Below are 24,459 nucleotides of genomic sequence, written 5' to 3' on the forward strand. Positions count from 1 at the left end.
CCGGGCCGGGACGGCCGCTCCACGCCTATCGGTGCCGGGGCACCGTCACCCCGGGCACACACCAGGGGAGTTCGTGCGCTGATGACCATTGACCACGACAGTGTGCCGCGCTCCGCCGGGTTCCTGCCCGGCCCGCGCCGACCCGCCACCGGGCTGCTCGACCGACCTGTCGGATCGGCGCACACCCGGGCGGTGCCGCCGCCCCGTCGGCACCGCAGGACGATCCGTTCCCGGCTCGCCCTGCCGCTCGCACTGGTCCAGGTCGACGCGTTCGCCCTGTGCACCGCCACCGGCATCGCCAACCGGGCCGTCGACCCGACCGTGCCGCTCGCCCCGTTGCTGGGCGTCACCGCCGTCCTGCCGCTGCTCCTGCTGCTCAACCTGGTCGGTGGCCTCTACCGCACCCGGCTCACCCTGTCCGTCCTGGACGAACTGCCCGCACTGGCAGTCCGCGCCGTGGTCGCCACCGCCTTCGCGGTCACCCTGGCCGGCTGCCTCGAAGGGCGCTGGCCCGACTGTGGCCCGGCCACCCCGGCCCGGCTCGCCGTCCTGCTCGGCGTCCAGCTGCCGATCGCCGCCGTCGGCCGGGCCGTCCTCTACCGCCTGGTCCGTCGGCTCCGCCGCGGACGCCCCAGTCCGGCCCTGGTGCTCGGCGCCGGCCGGCTCGGCCGCAAGGTCGCCGCCGTACTCGCCGTGCACGGCGAGTACGGGATGCGCCCGGTCGGCTTCCTGGACGCCGACCCGCCGCTGCCGGCCGGCGACACCGACCTGCCCGTCCTCGGCGGCCGCGAGGTGCTGGAGCGCGAGGTCCACCGACACCGGGTCCAGCACGTGATCGCCACCGTCGGCGCCGCCGACGAGGCCGAGACCGCCGCCGCCCTGCGCGACGCCGCCCGGCTCGGCTGCCAGGTGTGGCTCGTCCCCGCCCTGCGCGAGTACGGCGCGCTGCCCACCGCCCCGATCTCCGGCGGCGACCACCTGTGGGGCTTCCCCTGCCTGCGGGTCGGCCGCCCGGCGATGGGCCGCCCCGGCTGGGCCGCCAAGCGCGCCCTGGACGTCACCGCGGCCGGCCTCGGCCTGCTGGTGCTCGCCCCCGTCCTGGCGCTCTGCGCCCTCGCCGTGCGCTTCGACACCGGCCCCGGCGTGCTCTTCCGCCAGCAGCGCACCGGGCTGGACGGGCGGGTCTTCACCGTCCTCAAGTTCCGCACCCTGCGCCCCAGCAACGAGCACGAGTCGGCGACCCGCTGGAACATCTCCCAGGACCACCGGATGGGCGCCGTCGGCCGCCTGCTGCGCAAGAGCTCGCTGGACGAGCTGCCGCAGCTGTTGAACGTGCTGCGCGGCGACATGAGCCTGGTCGGCCCGCGCCCCGAACGCCCGTACTTCGTCATGCGGTTCAGCCAGGCCTACCCCGAGTACGCCGACCGCCACCGCGTGCCGGTCGGCCTCACCGGCCTCGCCCAGGTCAACGGCCTGCGCGGGGACACCTCGATCGAGGACCGGGCCCGCTTCGACAACCGCTACATCGAGAGCTGGAGCCTCTGGCAGGACGTCAAGATCCTGTGCCGTACAGCGGCTCTGATGCTCCACCCGGACGGGAGCTGACCCGCGTGGCCCTGACCCTTCCGGCGCTCCCGCGTCCGGCCTTACGGCGGGCCCTGCCCGCGCTCGCGGACCGGCCCAGCCTGCTGGCCGCCGCCACCGTCCTGCTGGTCTGCGTGCCCACCGGGGAGAAGGACGTCACCGCCGCGGTCCACGTCACCGCCGCCGACGTCGCCTCGCTCGCCCTGGTCGCCCTCACCGCGCTGAACCTGCTGCGCGGCCGACTGCCCGTGCTCAGCCGCGCGACCCGCGTGCTGTTCGGCGGGATCGTGGTCGCCGCCGCCGTGGCCACCGTGGGTTCGATCGACCCGGCCACCAGCATCACCGGCTTCGTCCGGCTCACCCAGGTGTTCGTCCTGGTCCCCGCCGGGGTGCTCTGCTCGCTGCGCGACCGCACCGACCAGCGCCTGGTCCTCGGCTCCTTCGTGCTCGCCGCGCTGATCCAGGGCGTGGTCGGCGCGAAGCAGTACCTCACCCACACCGGCGCCTCCTACACCGGCCAGCCGATCCGGGCCGTCGGCACCTTCGGCGCGCTGGACATCATGGCGATGTCCGCCGTGGTCAGCTACGGGCTGCTCGCCGCCCTCGCCCTGGCCCTCGGCGAGCGCGGCGCGGGCCGCGACGTCCGGCTGCGCCGCGCGATGTTCGCCGCCGCCGCCTTCCTCGCCTTCCCGCTCGCCGTCTCCTTCAGCCGCGGCAGCTGGATCGCCACCGGCGTCGCCGTCACCGTCCTGCTGATGCGCGCCGACGCCCGGCTGCTGGCGCGCAGCGCCGTCCTCGGCCTCGCCGCCGCGGTCGTCCTGGTCGGCGGCCTCGGCCTCGGCGCCTCCGGCGTCACCCAACGGCTCAGCTCGATCGGCTCCGTCTCCGCCGCCCCCGACCAGTCCGTCTCCGACCGCTACGACCTGTGGGCCACCGCCGGGCGGATCTGGCAGGACCACCCCGTGCACGGCGCCGGGCCGAAGGCCTTCCCGCGGTTGCGCGACAGCCGCGCCCCGCTGCGGCTGTCCTCCGGCAGCGACACCGCCGACTCGACCATCGGCTTCCAGCGCGAACCGCTGCTCTCCCCGCACAACATGTACTTCCTGGTGCTCAGCGAGCAGGGCCTGATCGGCATCACCGCCTACGCCGCGCTCTTCCTCGGCCTGCTGCTCGGCTGTCTGCGGCACCGTCACGGCTCAGCGGCAGGCCCCGGCGGCACGACCCTTGCCGCGCTCGCCCTGCTCACCTGGGTGCTGGTCGACTTCCTGTACGCCGACATCGGCGGCACCACCACCGTGCTGACCTCCGTCGTCCTCGGCCTCGCCGCCAGGGCCCGCCTTCACACTCCCGCCGTCCGGGGGGCGGACCAGTGACCACCGACCAGCCGGCCGTGCTCGCCCGCACCCTCCCGGCCCCGCGCAGCGCGCCCGCCAGGCCCCCGGCCCCCGGGCCCGACCCGGTGCCCCGGCGCGGCTTCCCCGCCAGGGCCTTCGGCATCACCGCGCTGCTCAGCGCGGCCGGCTCCGGCCTCGGCCTGCTGCGCGACCTGCTGCTGGCCCGCTACTTCGGCGCCAACCAGGGCACCGACGCCTTCCTGGTCGCCTGGACCGTCCCGGAGACGGCCGCGCCGCTGCTGATCGAGGACGCCATGTCCTTCCTCATGGTGCCCGCCTTCGCCCTCGCCCTGGTGCTGCGCGAGGAGGACCCGGACGCCCCCGACCCGGTTCGCCAGCTGGTCCGCGCCACCCTGCCCTGGCTGCTGCTCGCCCTGAGCGGCCTCGCCCTGGCCGCCGCGCTCGGCGCCCCGCAGCTGGTCGAACTGCTGGCCCCCGGCCTGCCCGACCCGGACCTCGCCGTCACCTGCACCCGGATCACCGCGATCACCGTGCTGCCCTTCGGCGTGGCCGGCTACCTGGCCGCCGCGCTGCGCGCCCACCACCGGTTCACCGCCCCGGCCGGCATCTACGTCGCCTACAACCTCGGCATCCTGGCCCTGCTGCTCGGCTTCCACGGTTACCTCGGCGTACGCTCCGCCGCCCTCGGCGTCGCGTTCGGCAGTCTGCTGATGGCCGGTCTGCTGATCGGCCCGTTCCTGCGCCGACTGGGTCGGGGCCCGGCCGCCGACGGCCGCAGCCGCCGTTCCCGCCACACCCTGGTGCTGATGCCGCTGGCCCTGCTGCCGGTGGCGGCCTTCACCCTGACCCGGCAGTCCCAGGTCTTCGTCGAGCGCTACCTCGGCTCGGCCCTGCCGCCCGGCACCATCTCGCACCTCAACTACGCCGCCAAGGTCTCCCAACTCGCCATGACGGCGGGCATCCTGATCTGCACCGTCACCTTCCCGCTGGTCGCCCGGGCGCTCGCGGCCGGGGACCTCACCGCCGCCCGCGACCGGGTCGAGAAGGACCTCGGCCAGGCCGCGGCGGTGGTGCTGCTCGGCACCGCCTTCCTGATGGCCTGCGCCCCCTCGGTGGTCGCACTGCTGTTCGAGCGCGGCGCCTTCGGCCCCCGCGACACCGCCGCCACCGCCGACGTCATCCGGGTGTACAGCGTCGGCCTGCCGGCCCAGGCGCTGATCGGCGTGATAATCCGCCCGTACTTCTCGCTGCGCCCGGTGGTCCGCCGGGCCGCCGACCCGCGCACCGAGGACGGCGGCCGCCGACTGCTGGACTGGTACCCGGCCGCCGCGATGGTGCTCGGCCTCGGCGTCACCGTCGCGGTCGGCCTGCTCGCCACGGCCCGCTTCGGTGCGCTCGGCCTCGCCGCCGGCAACGCCGCCGGGATCACCACGACCGCCGCGCTGCTGCTGCGCGGCCTGGTGCTGCGCGGCATCCCGCTGCGACTGCGCCGGGTGATCGGCGGCCACGGCCGGCTGGTCGCCGCCGCCGCCGGGGCCACCGTGCTCGGCACCGCCGTCGGCGGCCTGACCGCCGATCCGCTGCTCTCGACCCTCCTCGGGGGCCTCACCGTGGCGCTGGCCTTCGCCGCCCTCGGCACCGGGCTCGGTGCCCGCGAAGTGCGCGGCCCGGTCCTCGCCGTCGCTCGGGCCGTAGCGCCTGGCCGACAGATCCGCCCAGGCCCACGACGCTCTCCCAGCCCGGCGGCCGGGAGGTGCCCCCATCCTCCGCCTTGCGATGCATGCACTCGGACGCCGCGGTCTGATCCGACCAGATCCGCCGGACAGGCCCTGAACCCGCCAACCGTCGCCGATGAAGGGAAGTTTCCCCATGGACAATGAACGGGGAACCGTCCGTTCGGCCCGGGTGGGCGTCACCAACGCCCCGCCCGACCGGGCGCGACTGCCCAGGAGCCGCCGTCCGGTCGGCGAACCGACCGTCCCCGGCTCCTCCTCTCCGTGGATCCTGATGTACCACTCGGTGGCGGTCGAGGAGGAGGACCCGTACCAACTCACCGTCAGCCCCGAGCGGTTCGCCGAGCAGATCGCCTGGCTGCACCGGCGCGGGCGGCGCGGCGTCTCGGTCCGCGAGCTGATGCGGGCCCGGGCCCGCGGCCGGGACGACAAGCTGGTCGGCCTGACCTTCGACGACGGCTACGCGGACTTCGCCCGCCACGCCGTACCGATTCTGCAGGCGTACGGCTTCACCGCCACCACGTACGTGGTCGCCGACCTGCTCGGGCAGGACAACGGCTGGGACACCGAGGGCCCGCGCAAGCAGCTGCTCACCGTCGAGGAGGTCACCGGACTCGCCGCCGCCGGCTGGGAGATCGGCTCGCACGGCCTCGGCCACCAGGCGCTGCCCGGCCTGCCCGCCGACGCCCTCGCGAGCCAGACCCGGGAGAGCCGGCGGCTGCTGGAGGAGGTGGTCGACGGCCCGGTCACCGGCTTCTGCTACCCGTACGGCGCCGTCGACCTGCCCGCCACCCTGGCCGTGCGCGACGCCGGGTACGACTACGCCTGCGCGATCGCCCACTCCCCGCTCACCGGCCCCTTCGCCCTGCCGCGCTGCTACGTCGGCGTCCGCGACGGCGCCTGGCGGCTGCGGGCGAAGAAGGGACGCCACCGGCTGCGCGACGCCGTCGCCGAGCTGCGCCGTGGTCGCGGGGTCCGCCCCGAGCGCCCCGCTGGAGAGCGGGCAGTGACGGAGCGCCGGCCATGAAGGTCCTGCACATCGTCACCGGGCTCGCCTCCGGCGGTGCCGAGCGTCAACTCCACCTGCTGCTGAGGCACTTGCCGCCGCACCAGCGGTGCGAGGTGCTCACCCTGACCAATCCCGGCGCGGTCGCCGACGCGCTGCGTGCCGACGGGGTGACCGTCCACCACCTCGGCATGCGCGGCAACCGGGACCTCGGCGCGCTGCCCCGGCTGGTCCGGCTGATCCGGGCCGGCCGCTACGACCTGGTGCACACCCACCTCTACCGGGCCCAGCTGTACGGCCGGCTGGCCGCGCGGCTGGCCGGGGTGCGCGCGGTGGTCTCCACCGAGCACTCGTTGCACGCCGGGGTGATCGAGGGCCGTCCGGTCACCCGGGGCGTCAAGGGCCTCTACCTGGCGGCCGAACGGCTCGGCTGCACCACCGTCGCGGTCTCCCGCCAGGTCGCCCAGACCCTGCGCTCCTGGGGTGTCCCGCCGACCCGGATCGAGCTGATCCCCAACGGAATCGACACCGCCGACTACCGCCGCCCGCCCGCCGAGCGGGCCGCCGCCCGCCGCCGGGTGCGCGCCGAACTCGGCCTGCCGGAGGGCAGTTGGGTGGTCGGCGGGGTCGGCCGGCTGGTCTCCGGCAAGCGCTTCGAGGTGCTGCTGGAGGCGCTGGTCGAGCTCGACCCGGCCACCCGGCTGGTGCTGGTCGGCGAGGGTCCCGAGCGTGCCGCGCTGGAGCGGCGGGCCGCCGAACTCGGCGTCCGGGAGCGGCTGGTGCTCCCCGGCGAGCGCGACGACGTGCCCGACCTGCTGGCCGCGATGGACGTGCTGGCCGCCCCCTCCACCGCGGAGACCTTCGGCCTCGGCGTCCTGGAGGGCCTCGCGGCCGGGCTGCCGGTGCGGCACAGCGCCTGCCCGGCGCTGGACGAACTGCCGCCCAGCGCCGCCCCCCAGGCCCGCCGCATCCCCTCCGAACCCGCCGCGTACGCCGCCGCGCTGCGCGACCTGCGGCAGCTGAGCGGCCACATCGCCGACCCGCTGCCGCACCCCCCGGCCGTCGGCCACTACGACATCGCCCGGGTCGCCGCCGACCTGGGCGCCCTCTACGACCGGCTGGCCCGCGTTTGACCGCCCGCCGCCGGTACCGCCGTCCCATACCCAAGGAGCCACATCCATGACCACACCGCGCCGAAGCGCCCGTCACCTGGTCCGCCGCTGGTGGCCGGTGGCGCTCGCGGTGCCGTTGGGCGCCGCGGCCGGCGCCGGGTACGCCGTCGTCTCGCACCCCTCGTACGCCGCCAGCGCCTACGTCCTGGTGGTGCCGCAGAACCAGGGGGAGGCGGCGACCGCGACCAACTTCGCCCAGGCGTACGGGCGGTTGGCGGGCCAGCCGCAGGTGCTCGCGGTCGCGGCCGCCGAGACCGGCTACACCCTGGCCGAGCTGGAGACCCTGGTGTCGGGGACGACCTCCCCGGACGCCCCGGTGATCGAGATCACCGGAACCGGCGGACGCGCCCAGGAGGCCGCCCGGACCGCCGACGCGGTGGCCCGCTCGCTGGTCGCCTTCGCCAACACCAGCAGCAAGGACACCAATGTCCGGCTGGTGACGCTGGCGCCGGCCGCCGAGCCGGACAAGCCGACCACGCCCTCCGCCAAGCTGGACCTCGCGGTCGGCGCCGCGGCCGGGGTGCTGCTCGGGTCGCTGGTGATGACGACCCGCCGCCGCGGCGGGGCTGCCGCCGAGCCCGAGGTCGCCGAGACCGTGGCGGCCCCGGAGGCCTCCGAGGCCGTGCGGGTCCCGCGGGCCGCTGAGCCGGCCGGGACCCCGGCCACCCCCCGCCCGCGCGGCGAGGACCAGGCCGTCAAGGCTGAGCCCCAGCCGAAGACCGGGCCCAAGGCCGAGCCCGAGGCCGCCGCCGAGCTCCCGGCCGAGGAGAAGGCCGTCGCCGGGAGCAGGCGATGAGCACCGGGGCCCGCGCCGCCGGTCTGCCGGCCCAGTCGACGGCACCGTCCTGGACCACCGAGCTGCGCCGCGAGGACGACGCCCTGGACGCCCTCGCCGAGGAGTGGGACGACCTGGCCGCCCGCTGCCGGACCGCCACCTTCTTCCAGGCCGCGGGCTGGCAGCGCTCCTGGTGGCGCCACTACGGCCGCCCCGGTGCGCTGCTGGTGGTGCTGGTCCGCCGGGACGGCCGGCTGGTCGGCGCCGGCGCCTTCATGCGGCGCCCCGGCCCGTTCGGCGGCCTGACCGGCCTGGGCGCCGGGCTGGTCGACTACGGCGACATCCTGCTCGACGACGAGTGCGCCGACCGGGCCGCCGCCGAGTTCGCCGCCGTCCTCCCGCTCACCCGCCCCTGGCACTGGCTGGAACTGCGCGAGGTGCACCCCGAGGCGGCGGTGCAGCGGGTGTACGAGCACTGGCGCGGGTCCCGTCGGCGCTATCAGGACTCGCTCTGCCAGTACCTGCCGGCCGTCCCGATGGAGCGGCTGCTCAAGCGGGTGCCCGGCAAGACGGCCCAGCGCAGCCGGGTGAAGCTGCGCAAGATCGCCGAGGCCGGGGTGCAGGTCAGCTCCACACCGGTGGCCGAGGTGCCGGCCGCGCTGGAGGGGCTGCTGCGGCTGCACTTCCTGCAGTGGCAGGAGCGCGGCGTCACCCCGGAGCACCGAACCGAGCGCTTCGCCAAGCACCTGACCGAGTCCACCACCGACCTGGTGGCCACCGGCCGGGCGGCCGTCCACCGGTTCCACCTGAACGGTGAACTGGTCGCGGTGAACCTGCTGCTGCTCTGTCCGTCCTTCGGTGGGCTGTACCTGTACGGCGCCCACCCGGCGCTGCGCGAGCGGCTGGACATCGCCGGGCTGCTGTTCAGCGCCGCCCTGGACGAGACGGTCGGCGCGGGCATCCCGGTGCTCGGCCTGCTGCGCGGCCAGGAGTCGTACAAGCAACGTTGGCGGCCGGACCGACTCCACAACCAGCGCCTGCTGTTGGGCCCGGCGGGCGCTGCCCCGGCGGCCGCCGCCCGGGCCGGGGTGGTGCGCGGCCGCCAGCAGGGCGCGCACCGGTTGCGCACCCGCTTCCCCGAGCTGAAGGAGGCCCTGTCGGCCCGCCGCCGCAGCTGAGCGGTCATCGAGCACCGCTCAGCACGGCTCGGCAGCGCTCACCGCCACGAGGGCGTCCCCGCCGCGGACGGGCTCGGCGAGGCGCCGGCCGTGGGGCTCGCCGTCGCGCCCGGCACGGCGGGGGCACCGGGCGCGGCGGGTGGGGTCGGCGGGGTGGGCACGACCGGGGCGCTCGGCGTCACCGGCACGATCGGGGCCGGGGGCGCTGTCGGCACCACCGCCGGCGCCCCGTTGGAACCAGACAGCAGCTGCTTGAACGCCGCGGTCGAGCGCGGATTGCTCCTGCACTGGAAGAAGCCGTGCGGGCAGTAGTCGGTGACGGTCTGGTAGGCGGTGTCGTGGGTGCGCATCCAGTCGACCATCCGCCGGACGAACTCGGGGTTGTCGCCGTTGCGGAACAGCCCCCACTCCGGGTACGAGACCGGCTTGCCGCGCCTGGCGGCGAACTCCACCTGATCCTGCAGGCCGTACGGTTCGCGCACGTAGTCGTCGAACGTGCTGCCGGCCGGCTGGTCGTAGCTGTCCATGCCGATGATGTCGACCACGTCGTCGCCGGGGTAGCACTTGGTCCACGGGATCGCGTCCAGGCCCCGGCTCGGCGCGAAGTCGAAGCGGAACCTCTGCCCGGGCACCGAGCGCATCACCCCGACGATCCGCCGCCAGTACGCCTTCCAGGCGGCCGGGTCGGGCTTGCAGCGGTGGGTGTAGGTGACGCCGTTCATCTCCCAGCCGAGGGTGATGACGGTGTCCGAGCCGCCGAGCGCGACCAGCCGGCGGGCGAGCCGGAGGAAGTGGCTGTCGAAGTCCCCGTGCGAGCCCTGGGCGAGCAGCCCGGCGACCTCGCCGTCCGGCACGTTCGCCTCGCCCGGCACCAGCATCGGCACGCCGAGCACGAGCATCCGGGACGGGTCGGCCAGCCGCCACTGCGACCACGTGCCGAGCACCACCGGATCGCCCTCGATGTCGGCCCAGCCGTTGCCCGCCAGATAGGTGTGGCCGACCTGCATGTTCGCGTTGCCCAGCCAGTGGGCGTACTGGCCGAGCTGCGGGATGTAGTCGTCCCAGGAGCCGACGAAGGCGCCGAACGGCGGCTCGTGCTTCGGCCGTTGGACCGGCGGGCGGGAGGCGGCGCCGCGTGGCTCGAAGGCGTCCGAGGAGAGGGTGTGCCGCTCGGTCTGGCTGAGCGGTGTCCCGGCCGGGACGCTGGCCGTGGCCGTCAGTAGCAGAGCGGCGGCGGCCAGCGTCAGGCGACCGATTCGCATGGTCTCTCCTCCGGGCGTCGCGAGAGGGGCGGGGCGGTGACGACGGGGACGGACCGTGGCGTCACGTTCGCCGACAGTAGGACCGCCGGAGGGAAGGAAAGCCGAATGTCACCCTAAAGTGGGCGATATTCGAACGCCGTCTGCCGCAACACCCGCCGGGACGCGCCCGTGTATCAGCTCTGTAACGTTCCGACCGGGCTTGCGCGGCCTACCGCGGAGCGTCCGGCCACCTGGCCGAGGAGCCGACGACGCAGGTGGGCGGGCGGGCGTGCGGGACGGGCGCGCGCGGCCGGGCGTGCGGTCGGCACCCTGCGCGGGCGGCGATTCCGGGCTGACTCGCGCGCCCGGTGAAAGGTACGCTCCGGCCGTGTCCTGGAAGCCGCCGCGCATACTCAGCCCCCGGTCGGTCCTGCCTGCCCTGGCGGTGATGCTGGTCCTTGCGGCCGGTGCGGCGGCGCACGCCAACAAGCCGGTGCCGTTCGGCGACCGGGTGGCGGGGCCGGGTGACGCCGAGGCGACCCCGGTGAACTCGCAGTCGGTCAGCTCGGCCGACCTGGACCTCAAGGTGGTCGGCCCCGGTCTGGAGGCCTACCACAAGACGACCGGCGAGCGGGCCTGGTCGTACCGCCGTGAGGGCGCCGAGGCGCTCTACCTGGCGATGGCCGGCGACAACGCGATCGTGGTCTGGGACGACGGCCTGATCACCTCGGTGCGCCCGGGCGACCACGAGGTGCGCTGGCACCGCGCGGTGCCGGGCCTCGCGGACTACCTGCGCGCCGACGGCGAGCCGGGCGCCGACAAGCGCACCGAGGCGCAGCGCAAGCAGACCGCCGCACAGCGGGCGGCCGCCGCGCTGCACACCGTCCAGCGGGACGGCTCGCCCTGGTTGGCCGTGGTGACGCCGAACCTGACCATGGGCCTGCGCGACGCCGACGGCGACCTGCGCTACAACGACCGGCCCTCCAACGGCTGCCTCTACGACCCGCTGCGCACCGTCCACACCGACTACGCGGTGCTCATCCCGCGCAGCTGCACCAACAGCAGCGGGCTGGCCGTCTCCGGTGGCATCACCGGCTACCGGCTGGACAGCAACGGCTGGGCGACGAGCACCGGCCCGGCCGCCACGGTCAAGGTGCTGGACGCCAGCCGGGTGGAGATCACCGACGGCCCGATCGTCCCGCCCAAGGTGTTCGACACCAAGGCGGCCGCGCCCGAGACGGCCTGTGGCAACCCGGACGCGCCGTTCGCCGCGGTCCGCCCCCAGGGCGGCTGCGCGGACCCGTCGGCGGGCCCGACCGCGGACGCCCCCGCCGCCACGGCCACCCCGGTGGCGCCGGCCGCCCCGACGGCCACCGCGACCGACCAGCCCACCGACCAGCCGACGGCGGCGCAGCAGTAGCCGAGGCGCTTCGGGTACCCCGGGGCAGTACTCGGCCACCCCGGGGCGGTCGCGGCCCCGGGGCGTTTGGCGCGGCCCGGTAGACTGGCCGTCATGGCTATCTTCTCCGGGCAATAGCGGGCGGCGGCGCCCCTCTCCACCGCGCCGACCGTCGATGAAGCCCCCCCTTCCCGCCGCCCGGGCCCGCACCCGGCCGCCCGCCCACGTTCCAGGAGTAGTTCCCAGCCATGATTTCCGCCAACGCCCTTGAGCTGCGCGCCGGTGCCCGGATCCTGATCGAGTCCGCGAACTTCAAGGTCGCCGCCGGCGACCGGATCGGTCTGGTCGGGCGCAACGGCGCCGGGAAGACCACGCTCACCAAGGTGCTGGCCGGCGAGGGCCTGCCGGCCGCCGGTACGGTCACCCGTTCGGGCGAGGTCGGCTACCTCCCGCAGGACCCGCGCACCGGTGACCTGGACGTCCTCGCCAAGGACCGCATCCTCTCCGCCCGCGGCCTCGACACCGTGCTGAAGAAGATGCGCGAGAACGAGGACCGGATGGCCAACGGCAAGGGCGCCACCCGAGACAACGCGATGAAGAAGTACGCCCGGCTGGAGACCGAGTTCCTCACCAAGGGCGGGTACGCCGCCGAGGCCGAGGCCGCCACCATCGCCGCCGCGTTGGGCCTGCCGGACCGCATCCTCGGCCAGCCGCTGCACACCCTCTCCGGTGGTCAGCGCCGCCGTGTCGAGCTGGCCCGGATCCTGTTCTCGGACTCCGACGTGCTGCTGCTCGACGAGCCCACCAACCACCTGGACGCGGACTCGATCGTCTGGCTGCGGGACTTCCTGAAGACCTACAAGGGCGGCTTCATCGTCATCTCGCACGACGTCGACCTGGTCGAGACGGTCGTCAACAAGGTCTTCTACCTGGACGCCAACCGCTCCTGCATCGACGTCTACAACATGGGCTGGAAGCAGTACCAGCAGCAGCGCGAGGACGACGAGAAGCGCCGCAAGCGCGAGCGGGCCAACGCCGAGAAGAAGGCCGCGACCCTGAACGCCCAGGCCGACAAGATGCGCGCCAAGGCGACCAAGACGGTGGCCGCGCAGAACATGGCCCGCCGCGCCGACAAGCTGCTCTCCGGCCTGGAGCAGGTCCGGATGAACGACAAGGTCGCCAAGCTGCGCTTCCCGGAGCCGGCCCCCTGCGGTAAGACCCCGCTGACCGCCAGCGGCCTGTCCAAGTCCTACGGCTCGCTGGAGATCTTCACCGACGTCGACCTGGCGATCGACCGGGGTTCCCGGGTCGTCGTGCTGGGTTTCAACGGTGCCGGAAAGACCACCCTGCTGCGGATGCTGGCCGGGGTGGAGGCGCCGGACACCGGGGAGGTCATCCCGGGCCACGGGCTGAAGATCGGTTACTACGCCCAGGAGCACGAGACGCTCGACGCGGACCGTTCCGTCCTGGAGAACATGCGCTCGGCCGCACCGGACACCGACCTGGTGCAGATCCGCAAGATCCTCGGCTCCTTCCTGTTCTCCGGCGACGACGTGGACAAGCCGGCCGGGGTGCTCTCCGGTGGTGAGAAGACCCGTCTGGCGCTGGCCACCCTGGTGGTCTCCTCCGCCAACGTGCTGTTGCTCGACGAGCCCACCAACAACCTCGACCCGGCCAGCCGTGAGGAGATCCTGGGCGCACTGCGCGAGTTCTCCGGGGCGGTCGTGCTGGTCACCCACGACGAGGGCGCGGTGGAGGCGCTCGACCCGGAGCGGATCATCCTGCTGCCGGACGGTGTGGAGGACCTGTGGAACCCGTCCTACGCCGATCTGGTCTCGCTGGCCTGACCGGAAGTAGACGCCGCATCCGTTTTTCGGACCAGAAAATCTAGTCCTTTCGGCGTGTCCGGGAATGAAGTAGACCCGGATTCCGTTTAAGGACTTCCCGTCGGCCCGCCACTCGATCGTGGTCGGGCCGACGCTGCTGATCAGCTCTTTCGCGGCGAACGGCGGCACCCACCCGGGGGCGTGCACTCTGCGTGAGCGCCCTGGTGCGCTCGGATCACCACCGCAGGACCACGCATTTGCGACATCGACCTTGTCGAATGGGTGGCCAGGACGCGGTGTATGGGTGATCATGGGAATCTGACCGAGCAACGCTACGAGGAGGCACGGGTGGCCGAGACTCTGAAAAAGGGCAGCCGGGTGACCGGTGCCGCGCGTGAGAAGCTCGCGGCCGATCTCAAGAAGAAGTACGACTCCGGGGCGAGCATTCGCGCTCTCGCGGAGGAGACCGGTCGTTCGTACGGCTTCGTGCACCGGATGCTGAGCGAGTCCGGAGTGATCCTCCGGGGCCGCGGTGGTGCCACGCGGGGCAAGAACAAGGCGACTGCCGGGGCCGGTTCCTGACGGCCCATCAGCCCATGGCTGGATGACGCGGCGGCACGGCGCCGACCGGGGAGACGACGGCTGACCGCAGCTGGGCGTCCGCCCTCGGGTCGAGTGGGCCGGCCGCCGATCGTCATGTCCGGATCCCCGGGCTCCCGGCCCCGTCGATCTTTTCGGACCTGGGCCCTGCCCACGCGCGCCCAGGTTTGTTACTCTCCGGTAGCCAAGTCCCTCGCCACCGGAGGTCCCCGCATGACCGCCCCCGCCACCGACCCGCAGGCCCCGAGCTGGGAGCGGGACGGCGTCCGCCTGGAGATCGACGGCGAACTCGCCGTCGTCACCCTCTGTCAGCCCAAGCGGCGCAACGCCCAGTCGCCCGCGCTCTGGCGCGCCCTCACCGCCGCCGGGCGCGAACTGCCCGGCAGCGTCCGGGTGGTGCTGCTGCGCGCCGAGGGCGTCTCCTTCTCCGCCGGGCTGGACCGGGCCATGTTCACCGCCGAGGGCATCCCCGGCGAGCCCACCTTCCTCCAGCTCGCGGGCTCCGGTGACAAGGAGCTGGACGACACCATCGCCTCCTACCAGGAGGCCTTCACCTGGTGGCGCCGTTCCGACCTGGTCTCCATCGCCGTCGTCCAGGGCCACGCCGTCGGCGCGGGCTTCCAGCTCGCCCTCGGCTGCGACCTGCGGGTGGTCGCCGACGACGTGCAGTTCGCCATGAAGGAGACTTCGCTCGGCCTCGTCCCCGACCTGGCCGGGACCAAGCCGCTGGTCGAACTCGTCGGCTACGCCCGGGCGCTGGAGATCTGCGCGACCGGCCGCTGGGTCGGCGGCGAGGAGGCCGCCGCGATCGGGCTGGCCAACGTGACCGTCCCCGGTGCCGAGCTGGACGCCACCGCCCGTGACCTGGCCGCCGCCCTGCTGGCCGCGCCGCGCGGCGCCGTCATCGAGACCAAGGCGCTGCTGCAGGGGGCCTCCGGGCGCTCCTTCGACGAGCAGCGTTCCGCCGAGCGGGCCGCGCAGGCGCGCCGGCTGCGGGAGCTCGCGGGGATCGGCGACTGAGCCGGTAGGCCGTTCGTGGGAGGCCCGGCCCCGGGGAACACCCGGGGCCGGGCCTCCGGCGTTCCCCGGACTGCTCCCGGCGGTGGTCCCGGTGGTGCTCCCGGCGGGCGGGGAACGTGGCGAAATGTCAGAGTTGGAGAGGTTTGCGATATAGCTGGAGCCGTACGACGGGAGATGCGCCCCATGCCTGACACTCCGACGCCCGCGACCCTGCACAAGAGCCCCGGCAACGCCCCCACCCCCGGTCCGCCCGGAGCCAAGCCCGGCTCCGGTACGGGCGGCGGCGGGGACGGCGGTCGCTCCGTCAGCGAGCGCGGCCGGACGGTGCTGGCCGTCGGGGTGGTCGAGAAGATCGCCGGGATGGCCGCCCGGGAGGTCTCCGGCATCCACGCCCTGGGGTCGGGGCTGGCCCGTACCTTCGGGGCGATGCGGGACCGGGTGCCCGGCGGCAAGTCCAGCATCGGCCGCGGCATCAAGGCCGAGGTCGGCGAGAAGCAGACCGCGATCGACATCGCCCTGGTGGTCGAGTACGGCGTGGTGATCCCCGAACTGGCCCGGCAGGTGCGGGAGAACATCATCGACTCGGTGGAGCGGATGACCGGCCTGGAGGTCGTCGAGGTCAACATCGCGGTCAACGACGTCCACCTCCCGGACGAACCGGAGTTCGAGGAGGAAGAGGAGCCGATCACGGCGCCGGGGCAGCGGCCCAAGCTCAAGTGACACCCGGCCGCGGGGATCGGCCAGGGTGTTCGGCGGAGGACGAGGGAGTAACGGATGGACCTGGCCATGGTCGGCCTGGTGGTGGGCATGGCCCTCGGCTTCGCCGGGTACTTCGGCGGGTTCGCGGCGTTCCTGCTGGTGGCGGCGCTCGGGCTGGTCGGCTTCGTGGTCGGCCGGTTGCTGGAGGGCGACATCGATCTGGGTGACCTCGGGGACCTGCTCCGCGGCCGTGACCGGCGGCGTTGATGAGGCCCCCCGGGTCCGCCGACGCTGCTGTTCCGGGTCGGCGGGGGCGACTGCGGGTCTCGGAGCGCGTCTACGCCCGGATCGCGGACCAGGTCACGCGGGAACTGCTCGCGGAGGTCTGGGCCGGGCGGTCGGCGAAGGGGGCGCCGCCCCGGGTGTCGGTGGCGGTGCTGGGCAGCACGGTGACCGTGCGGGTGGCCGTTGAGCTGCCGTTTCCGGCCGACCTCGCCAGGTGGGCCACCGGACTGCGGGAGCGGGTCGGGGCACAGGTGGCGGGGTTGACCGGGACCAGGGTGTCCGAAGTGGTCGTCGTGGTGGAGAAGCTGGTCATCCGGGGAGCGTTGTGAGCGGCGATCAGGAGTCCCCGGAGGCCGTACGGAAGGTGCCCAGGCTGCGGGCGACCCGGGCCGGGGCGGCGGCGCTGGTCGCCACGGTGGTGCTGGTGGTGGCGGGAGCACTGCTGTACGACGTGATCGCGGTGCGGGCCGGGCAGCCGGCCAAGCGGTGGCGGGCGCAGATCGCGGACGAGCTGGCGACGCGTCACCTCGACGACCCGTGGGTGCTGGTGGGGGCGGGGGGCGCGACCCTGCTCGGCGGGTGGCTGCTCTGGCTGGCGATCGCGCCCGGGCTGCGGCGGTGGCTGGTGCTGCGGCCGTACGGGGGGACGAGCGCGGCCATCGACAAGAGCGGGATCGGGCATCTGTTGGCGGACCGGGCGGCGGGGCTGGACGGCATCGACCACCTGCGGAGCCGGGTGGGGCGGCGGAGGATCCGGGTGGCGGTGAGCGGGTCGGCCGATCCGGCGTTGGTGCAGCGGCAACTGCGGGAGGAGTTGGAGCGGGTGGGGTTGGCGCGGCCGTTGCGACTGGATGTTCGGACGACGGGGTGGCAGGTGGCCGGTGGGGGTGCCGCTGGGGGTGCCGGCGGGGCCGCCGGTGGCGGCGTCGGTGGGGTGGGGGAGGGGGTGGCGGGGTGACTCGAACGATCGTCAACCGGGTGCTGTTGGGGGTGGTGGGGGTCGTTGTGCTGGGGTGCGGGGTGCTGGTGCTCGCCGGTGGGCTCGACCTGTACCGGCGGTTGGGCGTGGATCCGCCGAGCTGGTGGCCGCTCACCTCGCCCGACCAGCCGGTGGTCAGCGAGCCGTCGCGGTGGCGGTGGGCCGGTTCGTCCTGGTGGTGGCCGACGGTGATCGGGGTGCTCTCGGTGCTGGTGGTCGGGATGGCGTGGTGGCTGGTGGCGCAGCTGCGGCGGACCGGGCTGTCGAGCATCGCGGTGCCCACGCCGGGGGTGGGCGGACTGCGGCTGCGGGTGAGTGCGCGGGCGCTGGAGGAGGCGCTGGAGAACGGGACGGCGGTGCTGCCGGAGGTCGAGCGGGCGGGAGTGCGGCTGGTGCGGGCGCCGCGGCATCCCCGGCTGCGGGGGGCCGTACGGCTGACGCCGGGTGGGGATCCGGTCGGGTTGGTGGAGCACTTCGAGGACGGGCCCCGGACGGATGCCCTGGGGAGCCTGGGGCTGGCGGAGCTGCCGGCCGACCTGCGGATCCGGGTGTTGCAGCGGGCCCCCGTCGAGCGCCGGCACTGGTTCCGTCGGCGTCGGCGGGGGCACCCGCGGGTGGTGTAGGCGGGGGCGTCCTCAGGGCGTGCCCAGGGCCTGCCCGGCAAGATCCGCCGGACGCCCTAGAGGGAACGGAGCGCGCCGCCGTCGACCGGGACCATGATGCCGGTCAGGTAGGAGGCGGCGGGGGAGAGCAGGAAGGCGGCGACCCTGCCGAACTCCTCGGGGGTGCCGTAGCGGCCGAGCGGGATGTCGGCGCTGTGCTGGGCGCGGGCGGCCGCCGGGTCGGGGGTGAGGGAGTCGAGCTCGCGGACCCGGTCGGTGTCGATCCGGGCCGGGAGCAGGCCGAGCACCCGGATGCCGCGGGGGCCGAGTTCGTCGGCGAGGGCCTTGGCGGCCATGGCCAGGCCGGGGCGCAGGCCGTTCGAGATGCCCAGGCCGGGGATCGGCTGGCGGACCGAGCTGGAGAGCACGAAGCCGATCACGCCGCCGGAGCGGAGATCGGCGGCGGCGGTGCGGGCGATTCGCAGGGCGCCGAGGAAGACCGATTCGAAGGCGTCGCGCCAGGCGGACTCGGGGGTGGTCTCCACCGGGCCGGCCTGGGGGCCGCCGACGCTGATCAGGATGCCGTCGAGGCGGCCGAAGCGGTCGTGGGCCTCGGCGATCAGACGTTCTGCGGTGTCGGGGGCGGCGTTGTCGGCGACCAGGCCGTGGGCGGTGCCGAGGGTGTTCAGTTCGGTGACGGCGGCGTCGACGGGCTGCTGGGTGCGGCCGCTGATGAGGACGCGGGCGCCGTCGGCGGCGAGTTCGCGGGCGGCGGCGAGGCCGAGGCCCCGGGTGGCGCCGGTGACGATGTAGGCCTTGTCCTTGAGTCCTAGATCCATGCGGACATCTTGCCGGGCTGTGGGGGTGTCTGTGCGGTGGGTGGGCCCTCGGGAGGGTGGGTGCGGGGCGGTTCCGGGGGGGAGGGGGTGTGGCTGGCGTTGACGTGTGCGGCAAGGTTTACGGTCGTCAGCGGCTGTACGGGAGGAGTGGTTCGGCGTGCGGATCGGGGAGTTGGCGGAGCGGGCGGGGACGACCACACGGGCGTTGCGGTACTACGAGCAGTTGGGGTTGTTGCCGGCCCGGCGGGCGGGCAACGGGTACCGGGCGTACGACGAGGGGGATCTGCGGCTGTTGCGGGAGATCCGGATGCTGCAGGACTTCGGGTTCGGGTTGGAGGAGACCCGGCCGTTCGTGGAGTGCCTGCGGGCCGGGCACCCGGAAGGGGATTCGTGTCCGGCCTCGCTGGAGGTGTACCGGCGGAAGCTGGCCGAGTTGGACGAGTGCATCGCGAAGTTGCAGGACGTGCGGCAGCAGGTGGCCGGGCAGTTCGAGCGGGCGGTGCGGGCGCGGGATGAGCTCGCGGCTTCCGAGCAGCCACCGGTGTGTGAACTGACGAAGGAGTAGGCGATGGTGGAGATCGCGGGTGTGCCGGCGGTGACGGACGAGACGTTCGCCGCGGAGGTGTTGGCGGCGGAGGGGCCGGTGCTGGTGGACTTCACGGCGGACTGGTGCCCGCCGTGCCGGATGATGGCGCCGGTGCTGGCGGACATCGCGCGGGAGGAGGCGCACCGGCTGCGGGTGGTGAGCGTGGACGTGGACCGCAATCCGCGGACGCAGGCGGCGTACGGGGTGCTGTCGATGCCGACGCTGATGGTGTTCCGCGGTGGGCAGCCGGTGTGGTCGGTGGTGGGGGCGCGGGCGAAGGCGCGGTTGTTGCGGGAGTTGGAGGGTGTGATCCAGGTGTTCTAGGCCGGAAGGGCGTCGAGGGGGACCTCGGGTTCGGCGGCCTGCTTGGCGCGGTCCTTGGCTTCGCGGCGGATGAGGACCCAGACGCCGACCGGGATCATCGCGGTGAACAGCCACCACTGGATGGCGTAGGCCATGTGCGGGCCGATGTCGGAGTGGTTGGGCTCGGGGATCAGCTGGGGCTGGTCGGCCGGGGCCGGGGTGGTGCCGGTGAGTTCGAGGTAGCCGCCGAGGAGGGTGGTGCCGGTCTCCTTGGCCTGCTGTTCGGTGTTGATCAGGTTGAACTGGCGGGCGGGCAGGCCGGCCCGGTCCTTGACGAAACCGCCGCTGCTGCCGGCGGTCTCGTCGGGGCGCAGGCGGCCGGTGAGGGTGACCTCGCCGGTGGGGGCGGCCGGGACGGGCGGGTACTCGGTGGCGCCGTCGCCGGAGGGGACCCAACCGCGGTTGACCAGGACGGTGCCCTTGCCGTCGGAGAGCTTCAGCGGGGTGACGACGAAGTAGCCGATGGTCCCGTTGGAGTCGGTCCGCTTGCGGACCACGAACTCGTGTGCCGGGTCGTACTGCCCGGTGGCCGTCACGGCGCGCCAGGTGACGTCCTGGGGCACTGCGGAGCTGGGGGTCGGCGACAAGGTGTCGTAGGGCTCCGGCGAGGCGGTGAGGGCCTTGCCGATCAGCTCGTTCCGGGCCACCCGCGCCTCGTGGCGGTGCAGCTGCCAGAAACCCAGCTTGATCGTCGCGGGGATCAGCAGCAGCGCGATCAGCACGGTGATCAGCCATTGCCGGGTCAGCAGAAAACGGTACACATGGGAACCGTACGCCGACCTCACAACCGCCTCACGCACCGGGGTGCGGGGCGACCTCGCGCAGCAACTGGAGGAAGGCGTCCTCGCCGACCACCGGGGTGCCGACCTCGCGGGCCTTGCGGGCCTTGCCGCTCCAGCTGGTCGGCTCGTTGGTGACCAGGAGGCTGGTGAGCCGGCTCACCGAGGTGGCGATGTGCAGGCCGGCCTCGACGGTGCGGTCCTCCAGCACCTCGCGGTCGGTGGCGGTGTCGCCGGTGAAGGCCACCCGCATGCCCTGGACCAGGGGCTTGCCGTCCTCCCAGCGCCCGGGGTTGGGGTACGGGCAGGGCGGGCGCTTCTTGGCCTGGCGGTACTGGGACCCGGTCCAGTTGCCGCGGGCGGGGGTGTCGGGCTCGTCCTCGCCGAGGTCGGTGACCGCGACGCAGGTCTGGAGCGGGAGGGGCACACCGCCCAGACGGGCCAGGTGCAGGCTGGGGCGGAAGGCCTCGGCGAGCACCCGGGCGTCGTCCAGGGCGTTGTGGGCGTGGCGCTGCTGGACGCCGAAGTGGGCGGCGAGCGAGGCGAGCTTGCCGTTGGGCAGCGGCAGGCGCAGGTCGCGGGAGAGGACCATGGTGCACAGCCGCTGCTCGACCGGGGCGCGGCGGCCGGCCCGGGAGAACTCGCGGGAGATCATGTTCCAGTCGAAGAGCGCGTTGTGGGCGACCAGGACACGGTTCTCCAGACGCGCGGCGAACTCGTCGGCGATCTGGGGGAAGGTCGGGGCGCAGGAGAGCAGCTCGGCGGTGAGGCCGTGGATCCACACCGGGCCCGGGTCCCGTTCGGGGTTGACCAGGGTGTACCAGTGGTCGGTGACCTCACCGTCCTGGTCCAGCTGGTAGACGCCCGCCGAGATGACGCGGTCGGAGCGGCCGAGACCGGTGGTCTCGACGTCGACGACCGCGAAGCCCTCGGCGGGGGCGGCGGAGCGCTGGGCGGGGACCGGGGCGGTCCGCGGCGCGCCGTACGTCTCGGGCTGGATCGGTTGCATGGTCCAACAGGATAAGGGGCGTGGTGGTCGGGGCCGGTCGGAATGTTGCGATCGGGGAGCCGGAATAGAGTGGTCGGCGGGGGTGTCGTACACCTGGTCGAGATCGTTTCCGGCCCTCCGGCCGGATTTGTGTGAGGAAGAACGCATGCGCGCCACGGTGATCCACGGACCCAACGACATCCGGATCGAAGAGGTGCCGGACCCGGCGATCCAGCACCCGACGGACGTGGTGGTCCGGGTGGTGAACGCCTGCATCTGCGGCAGCGACCTGTGGGCCTACCGGGGGGTGGCGCAGCGGGCGGCCGGGCAGCGGATCGGGCACGAGTTCCTCGGCGTGGTCGAGGAGGCCGGCGCCGAGGTCCGGGGCTTCGCGAAGGGCGATCTGGTGGTGGCGCCCTTCGTCTGGTCGGACGGGGTCTGCGAGTTCTGCCGGGAGGGCCTGCAGACCTCCTGCCCGCACGGCGGGTTCTGGGGGCAGGTCGGCTCGGACGGCGGCCAGGGCGAGGCGGTGCGGGTGCCGTTCGCGGACGGGACGCTGGTGAAGCTGCCGAAGGAGGCGGCGGGCGACGAGAAGCTGCTGCCGGGGCTGCTGGCGCTGTCCGACGTGATGTCCACCGGGCACCACGCGGCGGTCTCCGCCCGGGTGCGTCCGGGTGTGACGGTCGCGGTGGTCGGCGACGGCGCGGTGGGCCTGTGCGGTGTGCTGGCGGCGCACCGGCTGGGCGCGGGCCGGATCATCGCGCTGGGCCGGCACCCCGCCCGGACCGAGCTGGCCCGGCGCTTCGGGGCGACCGACGTGGTGGCCGAGCGCGGGGACGCGGCGGTCGAGGCGGTGAAGGAGCTGACCGGCGGCCTGGGCGCCCACGCGGTGCTGGAGGCGGTCGGCACCGAGGAGTCGATGCGGACGGCGATCTCGATCGCCCGGGACGGTGGCTCGGTCGGTTACGTGGGTGTGCCGCACGGCGGCAGCGCGGGCGTCGACATCGGTCAGATGTTCGGCCGAAACGTTTCGCTGAACGGCGGCGTCGCGCCGGCCCGCGCGTACATCCCCGAGCTGCTGCCGGACGTGCTGTCCGGGGCCATCGAGCCCGGGCTCGTGTTCGACCGCACGGTGGACCTGGACGGGGTGCCGGACGGCTACCGGGCGATGGACGACCGCTCGGCGCTGAAGGTCCGCATCGCCTTCTGACGCATCGTCAAAAGGGGTGGCACCGCCCGGCGGTGTCGCCCCTTTCGCGTGGGGCGGCGGCGTTGGAAAGTGGCGCGAGTGGTGGTTTTCAGCCAATTGGATAGTGCGATGGGGTGAACGGCTGGCTGATCGCCGTGAACCCCTTTCGGGGCGGGCACGACGCTCCTAGCATTGCGCGGCGCGCACCGGACATGTGACACCCCTCACGTTCGATCGCCCCACTCGGGCGACGCTACGCACCCGAAGGAGTGAGGAGACAGAGTGGATTCGCCGCCGATCACCACTTCCCCTACGGAAGTCCAACTCATCGACGACAGCGAGGAGTTCCGTACCCTGCGGAGCTCGTTCCGGAGCTTCGCCTTCCCGGTCACCATCGGCTTCGTGCTCTGGTACCTGCTCTACGTCCTGCTCTCCTGCTACGCGCCCGGCCTGATGGGCACCAAGGTCCTCGGGCGCGTCAACGTGGCCCTGGTGCTCGGGCTGCTGCAGTTCGTCACCACCTTCGCCATCGCCGCCTGGTACGCCCGCTACGCGGACCGGCGGATCGACCCACCCGCCGCCGCGATCCGCCAGGCCCACGGTGCCGTCGTCCACGCTCCCCGGGAGTCCGCCGAATGATCGTGCTCGCCAGCTCCGCCACCGAGCACCGCGGCCTGACCATGACCCTGTTCGGGCTCTTCGTGGTGGCCACCCTGGTCATCACCGTCTGGGCCGGGCGGCAGAACCGCAGCGCCTCCGACTTCTACGCCGGCGGCCGCGGCTTCACCGGCTTCCAGAACGGTCTGGCCATCTCCGGCGACTACATGTCCGCCGCCTCCTTCCTCGGCATCGCCGGGCTGATCGCGCTCAACGGCTACGACGGCTTCCTCTACTCGATCGGCTTCCTGGTCGCCTGGCTGGTCGCGCTGCTGCTGATCGCCGAGCCGCTGCGCAACTCCGGCCGGTTCACCATGGCGGACGTGCTCGCGTTCCGGATGCGCCAGCGCCCGGTGCGCACCGCGGCCGGGGTGTCCACCATCGTGGTGTCGATCTTCTACCTGCTCGCCCAGATGGTCGGCGCCGGGGCGCTGGTGGCTCTGCTGCTGGGCGTCACCGGGGAGGGCGCCAAGCGCTGGACCATCCTCGCGGTGGGCGCACTGATGATCGTCTACGTGGTGATAGGGGGTATGAAGGGCACCACCTGGGTGCAGATCGTCAAGGCGGTGCTGCTGATCGTCGGCGCCGCGCTGATGACCGTCCTGGTGCTCGCCAAGTACCACTTCAACCCCTCGGAGCTGCTCGGCGCGGCCGCCTCCGCGAGCGGCAAGGGCACGGCCTTCCTCGAACCCGGGCTGAAGTACGGGGCCAGCGACACCTCCAAGCTCGACTTCATCAGCCTCGGGATCGCGCTGGTGCTCGGCACCGCCGGCCTGCCGCACATCCTGGTCCGCTTCTACACCGTCCCCACCGCCAAGGCGGCCCGGAAGTCGGTGCTCTGGGCGATCGGCATCATCGGCGTCTTCTACCTGATGACCCTGGCGCTCGGCTTCGGTGCGGCGGCGCTGGTCGGCCGCAGCGGAATGGTGGCCGTCGAGGGCAAGACGCCGTCCGGGAACACCGCGGCGCCGCTGCTCGCCGAACAGCTCGGCGGCGGCTCCGGGACCACCGGTGGGGCGATCATGCTCGCGGTGATCTCGGCGGTGGCCTTCGCCACCATCCTCGCGGTGGTCGCCGGGCTCACCCTGGCCTCCTCGGCCTCCTTCGCCCATGACCTGTACGCCAACGTGATCCGGCGCGGAAAGGCCGGCGAGAAGGAGGAGGTGCTGTCGGCGAAGTGGGCCGCCGTCGGGATCGGCGCGGTCGCCGTCGTGCTCAGCCTCTACGCGGGCAAGCTCAGCACCGCGGCCCTGGTCGCGCTGGCCTTCGCGGTGGCCGCTTCGGCGAACCTGCCGACCCTGCTCTACTCGCTGTTCTGGAAGCGCTTCACCACCACCGGCGCGGTCAGCTCGGTCTACGCGGGCCTGATCTCCTCGGTGGCGCTGGTGGTGTTCTCCCCGGTGCTGTCCGGGGGCAAGAACTCCCTCTTCCCGAACACCGATTTCCACTGGTTCCCGCTGGAGAACCCCGGCCTGGTCTCCATCCCGATCGGCTTCCTGGCCGGCTGGCTGGGCACCCTGCTGTCCAAGGAGCGACCCGACCCGGCGAAGTACGCTGAACTGGAGGTCCGCTCGCTCACCGGGCTGGGCGCCCACTGATCGTCC

25 protein-coding genes are annotated in these 24,459 nt (G+C 73.6%); 20 read left to right on the forward strand and 5 right to left on the reverse strand.

The window, feature by feature from the left end; all coding sequences use genetic code 11:
- The first annotated feature begins 81 nt into the window (after positions 1–81).
- The 7 genes from ABZW30_RS32505 to ABZW30_RS32535 are packed head-to-tail and all read left to right on the forward strand — an operon-like array spanning position 82 to position 8,803.
- A complete protein-coding gene (locus ABZW30_RS32505) occupies positions 82–1,605 on the forward strand; it encodes an exopolysaccharide biosynthesis polyprenyl glycosylphosphotransferase (RefSeq protein ID WP_355674806.1) in 1,524 nt (507 codons plus the stop codon).
- A 5-nt stretch (positions 1,606–1,610) separates the two neighbouring features.
- On the forward strand, positions 1,611–2,957 hold the full coding sequence (locus ABZW30_RS32510) for an O-antigen ligase family protein (RefSeq protein WP_355674807.1): 1,347 nt from the start codon (positions 1,611–1,613) through the stop codon (positions 2,955–2,957).
- Entirely contained in the window at positions 2,954–4,819 is a 1,866-nt protein-coding gene (locus ABZW30_RS32515) for a lipid II flippase MurJ (RefSeq protein ID WP_355674808.1), read from the forward strand. Before ABZW30_RS32510 ends, ABZW30_RS32515 begins: the two co-directional genes overlap by 4 nt.
- A complete protein-coding gene (locus ABZW30_RS32520; RefSeq protein WP_355674809.1) occupies positions 4,809–5,699 on the forward strand; it encodes a polysaccharide deacetylase family protein in 891 nt (296 codons plus the stop codon). The genes ABZW30_RS32515 and ABZW30_RS32520 overlap by 11 nt, the downstream gene beginning before the upstream one ends.
- Positions 5,696–6,811 carry a glycosyltransferase gene (locus tag ABZW30_RS32525; RefSeq protein WP_355674810.1) on the forward strand — a complete coding sequence of 372 codons (1,116 nt, stop codon included), beginning with the start codon at positions 5,696–5,698 and terminating at the stop codon, positions 6,809–6,811. Before ABZW30_RS32520 ends, ABZW30_RS32525 begins: the two co-directional genes overlap by 4 nt.
- Positions 6,812–6,857: 46 nt before the next feature.
- The gene (locus tag ABZW30_RS32530; protein WP_355674811.1) at positions 6,858–7,646 is read left to right on the forward strand and encodes a Wzz/FepE/Etk N-terminal domain-containing protein; all 789 of its coding nucleotides are present in this window, start codon (positions 6,858–6,860) and stop codon (positions 7,644–7,646) included.
- Positions 7,643–8,803 (forward strand): GNAT family N-acetyltransferase, encoded by a 1,161-nt coding sequence (locus tag ABZW30_RS32535; RefSeq protein WP_355674812.1) that lies wholly within the window; start codon positions 7,643–7,645, stop codon positions 8,801–8,803. Before ABZW30_RS32530 ends, ABZW30_RS32535 begins: the two co-directional genes overlap by 4 nt.
- Positions 8,804–8,841: 38 nt before the next feature.
- Here the strand turns inward: ABZW30_RS32535 and ABZW30_RS32540 are convergent, their stop codons facing one another.
- Positions 8,842–10,065, reverse strand: coding sequence for a glycosyl hydrolase (locus ABZW30_RS32540; protein ID WP_355674813.1), 1,224 nt, complete (start codon positions 10,063–10,065; stop codon positions 8,842–8,844).
- 367 nt (positions 10,066–10,432) lie between these two features.
- On the opposite strand from ABZW30_RS32540, the gene ABZW30_RS32545 reads away from it, so the two are divergent.
- The 6 genes from ABZW30_RS32545 to ABZW30_RS32570 all read left to right on the forward strand — a co-directional run bounded on the left by ABZW30_RS32545 (position 10,433) and on the right by ABZW30_RS32570 (position 15,855).
- Positions 10,433–11,464 carry a hypothetical protein gene (locus ABZW30_RS32545; protein WP_355674814.1) on the forward strand — a complete coding sequence of 344 codons (1,032 nt, stop codon included), beginning with the start codon at positions 10,433–10,435 and terminating at the stop codon, positions 11,462–11,464.
- 227 nt (positions 11,465–11,691) lie between these two features.
- Positions 11,692–13,290, forward strand: a complete 1,599-nt coding sequence (locus ABZW30_RS32550) for an ABC-F family ATP-binding cassette domain-containing protein (RefSeq protein ID WP_355674815.1) — start codon at positions 11,692–11,694, stop codon at positions 13,288–13,290.
- Between the two features lie 327 nt (positions 13,291–13,617).
- On the forward strand, positions 13,618–13,851 hold the full coding sequence (locus ABZW30_RS32555) for a helix-turn-helix domain-containing protein (protein ID WP_030059940.1): 234 nt from the start codon (positions 13,618–13,620) through the stop codon (positions 13,849–13,851).
- A gap of 231 nt (positions 13,852–14,082) precedes the next feature.
- On the forward strand, positions 14,083–14,889 hold the full coding sequence (locus ABZW30_RS32560) for an enoyl-CoA hydratase/isomerase family protein (RefSeq protein ID WP_355674816.1): 807 nt from the start codon (positions 14,083–14,085) through the stop codon (positions 14,887–14,889).
- Between the two features lie 183 nt (positions 14,890–15,072).
- The gene (locus ABZW30_RS32565; RefSeq protein WP_355674817.1) at positions 15,073–15,609 is read left to right on the forward strand and encodes an Asp23/Gls24 family envelope stress response protein; all 537 of its coding nucleotides are present in this window, start codon (positions 15,073–15,075) and stop codon (positions 15,607–15,609) included.
- A gap of 54 nt (positions 15,610–15,663) precedes the next feature.
- Complete coding sequence (locus tag ABZW30_RS32570) at positions 15,664–15,855, forward strand: hypothetical protein (protein WP_355674818.1); 192 nt, start codon at positions 15,664–15,666, stop codon at positions 15,853–15,855.
- A 70-nt stretch (positions 15,856–15,925) separates the two neighbouring features.
- Here the strand turns inward: ABZW30_RS32570 and ABZW30_RS32575 are convergent, their stop codons facing one another.
- The gene (locus ABZW30_RS32575) at positions 15,926–16,186 is read right to left on the reverse strand and encodes a hypothetical protein (protein WP_355674819.1); all 261 of its coding nucleotides are present in this window, start codon (positions 16,184–16,186) and stop codon (positions 15,926–15,928) included.
- A gap of 12 nt (positions 16,187–16,198) precedes the next feature.
- Here ABZW30_RS32575 and ABZW30_RS32580 point away from each other — a divergent pair, with 12 nt between their 5' ends.
- Together ABZW30_RS32580 and ABZW30_RS32585 are read left to right on the forward strand one after the other, a co-directional pair.
- Positions 16,199–16,831, forward strand: coding sequence for a DUF6286 domain-containing protein (locus ABZW30_RS32580; protein WP_355674820.1), 633 nt, complete (start codon positions 16,199–16,201; stop codon positions 16,829–16,831).
- Positions 16,828–17,475 (forward strand): alkaline shock response membrane anchor protein AmaP, encoded by a 648-nt coding sequence (locus ABZW30_RS32585; protein ID WP_355674821.1) that lies wholly within the window; start codon positions 16,828–16,830, stop codon positions 17,473–17,475. Before ABZW30_RS32580 ends, ABZW30_RS32585 begins: the two co-directional genes overlap by 4 nt.
- A 56-nt stretch (positions 17,476–17,531) precedes the next feature.
- Here the strand turns inward: ABZW30_RS32585 and ABZW30_RS32590 are convergent, their stop codons facing one another.
- Positions 17,532–18,293 (reverse strand): SDR family oxidoreductase, encoded by a 762-nt coding sequence (locus tag ABZW30_RS32590; protein WP_355674822.1) that lies wholly within the window; start codon positions 18,291–18,293, stop codon positions 17,532–17,534.
- A 157-nt stretch (positions 18,294–18,450) separates the two neighbouring features.
- Between ABZW30_RS32590 and ABZW30_RS32595 the strand changes: the two genes are divergently transcribed.
- Together ABZW30_RS32595 and trxA are read left to right on the forward strand one after the other, a co-directional pair.
- A complete protein-coding gene (locus tag ABZW30_RS32595; protein WP_355674823.1) occupies positions 18,451–18,858 on the forward strand; it encodes a MerR family transcriptional regulator in 408 nt (135 codons plus the stop codon).
- Positions 18,859–18,861: 3 nt separating this feature from the next.
- The gene (trxA, locus tag ABZW30_RS32600; RefSeq protein ID WP_355674824.1) at positions 18,862–19,203 is read left to right on the forward strand and encodes a thioredoxin; all 342 of its coding nucleotides are present in this window, start codon (positions 18,862–18,864) and stop codon (positions 19,201–19,203) included.
- On the opposite strand, the gene ABZW30_RS32605 is transcribed toward trxA, so the two are convergent.
- Together ABZW30_RS32605 and ABZW30_RS32610 are read right to left on the reverse strand one after the other, a co-directional pair.
- Positions 19,200–20,003, reverse strand: a complete 804-nt coding sequence (locus tag ABZW30_RS32605; protein WP_355674825.1) for an SURF1 family protein — start codon at positions 20,001–20,003, stop codon at positions 19,200–19,202. The two genes, trxA and ABZW30_RS32605, sit on opposite strands and share 4 nt — an antisense overlap.
- A gap of 31 nt (positions 20,004–20,034) precedes the next feature.
- Positions 20,035–21,030: a DEDDh family exonuclease gene (locus ABZW30_RS32610; RefSeq protein ID WP_355674826.1), complete on the reverse strand. Its 996-nt coding sequence runs from the start codon at positions 21,028–21,030 to the stop codon at positions 20,035–20,037.
- Positions 21,031–21,175: 145 nt separating this feature from the next.
- On the opposite strand from ABZW30_RS32610, the gene ABZW30_RS32615 reads away from it, so the two are divergent.
- The 3 genes from ABZW30_RS32615 (at position 21,176) to ABZW30_RS32625 (ending at position 24,453) form a co-directional block, all read left to right on the forward strand.
- Positions 21,176–22,219, forward strand: a complete 1,044-nt coding sequence (locus tag ABZW30_RS32615) for a zinc-dependent alcohol dehydrogenase family protein (protein ID WP_355674827.1) — start codon at positions 21,176–21,178, stop codon at positions 22,217–22,219.
- Between the two features lie 261 nt (positions 22,220–22,480).
- Complete coding sequence (locus tag ABZW30_RS32620) at positions 22,481–22,837, forward strand: DUF485 domain-containing protein (RefSeq protein WP_355674828.1); 357 nt, start codon at positions 22,481–22,483, stop codon at positions 22,835–22,837.
- Positions 22,834–24,453 carry a cation acetate symporter gene (locus ABZW30_RS32625; RefSeq protein ID WP_355674829.1) on the forward strand — a complete coding sequence of 540 codons (1,620 nt, stop codon included), beginning with the start codon at positions 22,834–22,836 and terminating at the stop codon, positions 24,451–24,453. The genes ABZW30_RS32620 and ABZW30_RS32625 overlap by 4 nt, the downstream gene beginning before the upstream one ends.
- The last annotated feature ends 6 nt before the right edge of the window (positions 24,454–24,459 follow it).

Source organism: Kitasatospora sp. NPDC004669 (assembly GCF_040609455.1).
Classification (GTDB): Bacteria; Actinomycetota; Actinomycetes; order Streptomycetales; family Streptomycetaceae; genus Kitasatospora.